General features: G+C 61.4%; 4 protein-coding genes and 1 pseudogene. 2 read left to right on the forward strand and 3 right to left on the reverse strand.

Features of this window, described 5'->3' with window-relative positions; translation table 11 throughout:
- Positions 1-7 precede the first annotated feature (7 nt).
- Both ACP16H_RS23345 and ACP16H_RS23350 read right to left on the reverse strand, forming a co-directional pair.
- Positions 8-952, reverse strand: coding sequence for a hypothetical protein (locus ACP16H_RS23345; protein WP_425074633.1), 945 nt, complete (start codon positions 950-952; stop codon positions 8-10).
- 12 nt (positions 953-964) lie between these two features.
- Positions 965-4,831, reverse strand: coding sequence for a nidogen-like domain-containing protein (locus ACP16H_RS23350; RefSeq protein WP_425074634.1), 3,867 nt, complete (start codon positions 4,829-4,831; stop codon positions 965-967).
- A gap of 78 nt (positions 4,832-4,909) precedes the next feature.
- On the opposite strand from ACP16H_RS23350, the gene ACP16H_RS23355 reads away from it, so the two are divergent.
- A complete protein-coding gene (locus ACP16H_RS23355) occupies positions 4,910-5,203 on the forward strand; it encodes a hypothetical protein (protein ID WP_425074635.1) in 294 nt (97 codons plus the stop codon).
- 37 nt (positions 5,204-5,240) lie between these two features.
- On the opposite strand, the gene ACP16H_RS23360 is transcribed toward ACP16H_RS23355, so the two are convergent.
- On the reverse strand, positions 5,241-5,978 hold the full coding sequence (locus tag ACP16H_RS23360) for a hypothetical protein (RefSeq protein WP_425074636.1): 738 nt from the start codon (positions 5,976-5,978) through the stop codon (positions 5,241-5,243).
- Between the two features lie 123 nt (positions 5,979-6,101).
- Here ACP16H_RS23360 and ACP16H_RS23365 point away from each other — a divergent pair.
- Positions 6,102-6,419 (forward strand): annotated as a pseudogene (locus ACP16H_RS23365) (transposase); the annotation flags it as partial.

Raw genomic sequence — 6,419 nt, forward strand, 5'->3', positions numbered from 1 at the left:
CGCCGGGTCAATCCGCAACAAAGCCCCCGTAAACCAAGCCCGAGCTGCCACGCTGCAGGACCGCACCGCCCACTTCGTCCGGAGCGGCAATGGCCGCGTCGTAGCCGTAGAAATTCCCCTGCGCGGCCGAGGTCGTCCCGGCCCCGGTAATCGCAACACCCGCACCGCCATTGCTTGTGGTCACTGTGCCACCGGAAAATTCGTTGCCCGCGATCGTCATGCCAGTGACCGAAATGGTGTCGATCGGCGCGACAGCAGACCCCGCTCCGGTGTGTCGCGTCGCACCAAAGCCATTCATGGTCACATCTACCGTACCACTACCGAAATTCGCGGATACGTTGCTGACACCGCCGGTCATCTCGTATTGATCCGAGCCGGTCACCACCAGCGCCGCGGCGTCTCCCGTGTAGGTCGCCTGAGCGGTGCCTCCAGCCGTAGGCATGTCCGCCGCCCTGGTGGCAACGCCCAAGACGCCGACGGTGTCGTAGGCCGTGCCGTTGTCCACATAGGAATGATCGTACACCGCCACGTATTCATACGTGCCCGCCGTCGCGACCTGCTGTAGGGTCGAACTGCCATTGCTCAGGCGACCGTTCGAATCCACTCCGTCCGGATCGACGAACTGGTAGCTGCCCACGGAGAGCTCCGTCCGTCCCGACGCATGCGCCAAAGTGCCGGGCGTCGATACAATGTCGGTGCCTGTCGTTGTCCCGTCCGACCGGAAGGCCACGCCCTCCAGTGTGCTGGTGGCCACTGCCGTGCTGCTCAGGGTCTGGTAGGTGGCCGTGGCTGGCGGCGTGCCCGGAGTCGGGCTGCTGACCGGTGTGGTTACCGTACCGCCCGACGTCGCCGTGCTGCCCACCGCGCCGCCGCTGCTGCCGCCTCCGCCGCATCCCGCCACAAGCGCGACACAGGACAACGCCACCGCTACCGTAGAAATCCTTGTCATCATCAAATCCCCCACTCAAAGAAACACGAAGTCGTCTGCACTCAGTGCCGTCGCAGCCAACCCGAAAAAGGTGATGCGGGTGCCTTCGGTATCGAACATCGCTCCGTCGGTCGCGTCAGAGATGAAGCTCATGACATTTCCGGCGTTTACGCCCGCAAATCCCGCCAGCTCGATCCTGTCGATTCCGGATTGGAAATCCGCACCGGTCGCCACGGCGGAATAGCCCGTGAGCACGTCGAAAATGACATCCTCGGTTTCGAATTGTCCGATCACGTCCTGGCCCGCCGAGACGCCAAAGACGAATGTATCCACGCCGCGTCCGCCCATCAGCAGATCGTCACCCGCACCGCCGATCAACCGGTCGGACCCGCCAAGGACAAGCCCGGTTGAATCGCCACGAAGCACGTCATTGCCGTCGCCACCCTCCAGGGTGTCCGCCTGGAACCCGCCCAGCAGGAAATCACGGCCCGAGTCCCCGGAGATCCGGTTGGCACCGGACAAGGCGACCAGCCGATCGGCGCCACCGCCGCCCCGCAGCACATTGTCGCCAAGACCATCGAGGATATCGTCATCACCGATCTGCCCGGACAAATCGTCGTTGCCCGCATAGCCTCGCAGGACGTCATCGCCCGACGCCCCGGTGATCACGTTGTCCCCGTCATCTCCCTCCAGAGACTGATCGACACGATCAGCCACCCCCGGCGCTGCCGAGTTTTCCACCGCCGTCACGTCAAGCGCGGCATCGACGAAAGACGTGTCGCCCGTCAGCAGGTAATCCAGTACCGCGTTCCGGAAGTTCACGCTGCCCGGGGAAAGCCCTGCATCGCCCGCCAGCGCTTCGGCTGCGGCGACGTCTTCCGCCGGGAAATCCTCGATGGCCAGGATGCGCCCGGGATAGTCGGGCAGATAGAACCCCTCCAGGCTTTCGCCCTCGCCGTAGGAAAACAGGCTCTGATCGGTCGTGGTGACCCGCCAATCCTCGCGATACTGGCCATAGAGGTCGTCATAGGACAGCGGCCGGTCCAGAACGGTCCCGTCAGCCAATGCGACGTCGTTGGACGCATCGCCATCCCCATCCCCCAACAAGCCTTCCAGCAGCCCGGCCAGGGCCGTATTCAGGCGGATATCAAGATCGACACGTTCCGGATGGACATCCACCACGACGCGGCTGTCACCGGCGTTCACCAGCTCGTCATCCCCGGCAAACACGATGGTGTAGGTGGTGTCCTCCCGGTAAATCCGATCAATGCCCACATCGACAAATCCATAGTTCTCCAGATCCACGGCAACCCCGTCGATCGACACCGCCGGACCAGTCCCCGCGGCAACCATGATGGCAGACCCGTTGGCCGCGCGGACGGCCACCGCGGAGTTGACGCTGACCGAATCTCCGAGCGGGGTCATCCGGGACTGGATCTCGAACGGGGACCCGTCTGTGGCCCGCAGCAGCACGTATTCACCCGCCGCGTGGAAATCGTAAGGCACACCATCGAGCGTCAGCAGGTGTGGGTCGCCGGAGGTCCATCCGGTCGACCCGGCCGCAGGCAAGGGCGGAATGTCCGCCGATACGATATCCCCGGACCGCACCCGAAAAAACCAACGCCCGATCTGGCCGGTGTTGCCCTCCACATCGTCCAGCATCAGCAGCGCATCCTGATTGCCCGAAGCTGGCAACTCGAAATAGGCCGCCGGGTCTCCCGTGCTGGCGGTGTAGCCCGCCCGCGCCGGTGTGCCGCCCAGCCCGCCGACGCCGTCGCTGGCGTCGCCAGTCGTCCATTCGATGTTCTCGTAGCGGAATTCGATATCAAAGTTGCCGCCCCCCCGATCCGAAAGGATCAACTGGAAGGCATTGGTCAGATCGGTGTGGCTGTTGTAGTAGCCCACATCATCCCACGTCACGACAAACCGGTCATTCACCGTGTCGAAAGCATAGTATACAAGGTTGGAGCCCGTCGAATTGCCGCCATGGGATTCGACCGTGGCCCCACCATTCGTGTCCACATCGGCAAAGAAAGGCGTGATCTCGGGATTGTCGTTGTTGTCGGTGATGACCGTCGGCGTAAAGGTCCTCCGCGCACCGTTGAAGGTGACGCTGCCATTGTTGTTCACCCACAAGCTGGTGAATTCGCGCCCGAAGAAGTTGATGCCGTCCTCGAAGATCGAGGTGATGTCGATCTCGCCCGTCGATCCGTCATCGTTGCGCGCCAGTTCATTTGCGCCGAACCCGGCGGCCCCGCCAAGCCCGGAAATCAGCGAAATGCGGTCCGAGCTGGGCGCCAGCGCAAGGCGCTCGGCGTCGAACTGAACCCATTCCACGTTGCGGACATAATCCACCGTTCCGTTGGGTGTTCCGAAGATGTTGATCTCTTCGATGATGTAATCGTACCCGGACCCGTCATCGAGGTCACTGATCCGGTAGTTGTCGAAGAACAGCCCGGACCGGTTCTGGTAATAGACGAGAATGTCATTGCCATCACCGCCGTCAACGTAGTTCGTGGCGCCGTTCCGGACGATGATGTCGTTGCCTTCCGCACCATCGACCGTATCGTTGCCATCCCCAAGGTCGATCAGTTCGTTGCGCTGAGAGCCGGTGATCCTGTCGTTGAAATCCGTCGCCAGCATCACGTCGCCGGACCCCGAAGCAGAGGCAATCGCGCCGCCGCCCGACAGGCCATAGGAATCGTCGATCATGTCTAGATCGACCGTGATCCCGGCACTGCGCCCGTCGTCCACTCGCAGATAATGCAGCCGCTCGAAACCATCGGTGCTCGTCGCGCCCCATGTGAACTGCATCGCAAGCTCGACCGCATCCGCCCACGGGAGAACGACGAAATAATCGTCGTAATCGAAGCGATCAATCACGTCAGCTCGCCCCGGCAACTCGGTTCCGGTAAACCCTGCATCGGCCCAAAGCGCGCGCGAGTAATCTACCGTGAGCATCTCGCCATAGTTCGCCCGAAGGAACCCCTGCCCGAGGATCGCTTCCGTCTTGCCACTGCGCGCAAGGGAGGCCGCGAAGACAACGATGGCTTCCGCCAGTGCGCCCCGGACAACAAAATCGCTGTTGGCGAGGCCGAGGTTGAAATTGTACTCCGTCTCGTCGATCGTCGCGCCGGCGTCCGCAGCATCGCTGAACATGGCTGCCAGACCCTGCGTCCCGAAAGGCGCGCCCGGTTCCACCGCCGCCGTCTGTGACAAGGCGCGGTACATGGCGGCGGCGCCGTCGAACCCGGCCGCCGCCGCCATGTCATCGTTGAACAGCGATGCGGTCAGATCCCCGCCGATAAAGGCCACGTCCGCCTTGTCGAGGTCACCGCGCGACGCAAGGTAGATATGTGCCAGAAGGTGATCCATCGAATGCCGCGCGACGGTTTCCCCAACCGCGCCAAGCGCGGAAATGATGCCGCGCAAAGGCGAAAGGTCCGCCCAAAAGGAAAACTCGTCCCGCTCCGTACCGCCGAAATAGAAATCGAACGGCGTGACCCCGGTCTCTTGGAAATGGCGCAGGTATTCAAGCACTTCGCCCGTGATCGCATTACCCGTGATGTCTGCACCCGCCCGTGTCTGGGCATCGGCAACCAGATAGGCCTCGACGTCTTCGAGAACGGCTTTCGTGATCGGTTCCAGCACGCCGTCGACGTAGATCGTCAACCCGACGTTCGTCGTGATCGCCGAGAGCGGATTGGCCAGATAGCTGATCGCCAGCGCCTGGTTCACCTGCTCCTTCAGCGCGTCGCCCGCCGTATCCACGAATTCCGCGACGGTCATCCCGAGGCCGCGTATCGCCTGCACGACATCGCCAGCGGCGGCTGCCAGCCCGGCGGCCAATTCGAACGGCATGTTGTCGAAGATGACCGCCTTGGTCCCTTTCAGCGAGGCCACGAGACCGGCAAGCCCCCCTCCCAGCGAATGCCCGGTCGTCGTGATACTCAGGTTGGACGGAAGATCGGAGGCGGCGCCATGAATGCGGTCGTAAATAGCGTTATAGAATTCAACTGCTTGCCGGGATTGGCTGGATTGCCAAACCCCTGCCCCGCCGCTCCAGCCATAAAACGCGTCCTGAAGCCCGGCACCGATATCAGCCAACGACAAACTGGCAGGAAAATTGGTGCCTTCATAGGCAATGACGACCTCGTCCGCGACCCGATATGCGACGGCAAAGAAACCATCCGTTGCATTGACCGCCGTATCCAGGATCTCCGCGCCATTGAAAAAACCCGACTGGTTGGCAACGGCTTCGTAGGAATGTATTGAAAAAAGTGCGTAGTCAGTTCTAGACAAAGGCATTTCGTTACTCCCCAATAAACGACTTCACTCCGTATTTCCTGATCTTTCCGTCTTCATCCCGGGCGGACACCACGGGCACAGTCGCCCCTTCCAGCCAGGGCAATTCCTTTGTGACACCTATGCCGGGGACTCCATCGGCGGCTTTCCGGACGGTGACGGACACCTTGCGGACACCCAGACGTCGAGTCGCGGGATCACGCGGCGAGACAAGGAACGCGCTGTCAGGCCGCATCGAATCCTCGAAACCAAGTATCGCCGGGAAAGCGTGGCGCGGTGACGTGACTTCGGCGAAAAGGTCCGAGGCCTGAGCAACCTTGGCAACAACCTCTTCGCGCGGGGGGACTGCGGCGACATCCTGATCCGGCCGCAACAGATCGACCAGCAGGCGTGACAAGCCAAACTTGTCTTCTCCCTCCAGGGTCGCGACGATGACGGCTCCTCCGGGCAACACAACGTATGGGGCATTGCCAATGATCCGCGCCTCCCAGGACTGGCCATTCACGCTGGCTAGACCGCGCGACACCTTCACCCAGCGAACCCGGATCAAATTATCCTGAGAATACGTGCCTTTTTCGGTTTCAACCCTTATCGAAACCGACTGCATCCACTCAATTCCACCGGAATCGCATGCCCCGACAAGAACAAAGGCTGACGCAGCAAACTTCACCCAATTGCATTTGGATAATGCACCAAACACGTCACCCACACCTTTTCGAATGTCCCGCTGGCAAGCATTTTTCATCGTGCAATTATTGTCAACGAAAACGTGTGATGGATTCCGAATTCACGATTCACTCACGAAGGCTCTGTTGCACAAATCCTGTGAGGGATTCATGTCGTGAATCCAGCGTGGTAGCTGGACGACATGAGCAGACCCACACCCCCGACCTACAAGACTAGGAACTGGCCAGCCTATAATGAAGCGCTCAAGCGTCGAGGCTCGCTGACAATCTGGTTCGATCCCGAGATGATCTGGGATGCTGCGCCGACCGGCAAACGCGGCCGACAACAGACCTACAGCGACACTGCCATCCAGACATGCCTGACGATGAAGGGTGAAGGGCGTCCCGGAATTGATCCGGGGGATCAATTCAGCCCTGAACGGGCGGAGCCCCGGGCATGTTCGGCATGGCGCTCCGGCAGACGACCGGGTTCGTCGAGAGCTTGTTGCGTCTGATCGGTT

The organism is Sagittula sp. S175 (assembly GCF_049800975.1).
In the GTDB taxonomy this organism is placed as follows: Bacteria; Pseudomonadota; Alphaproteobacteria; order Rhodobacterales; family Rhodobacteraceae; genus Sagittula.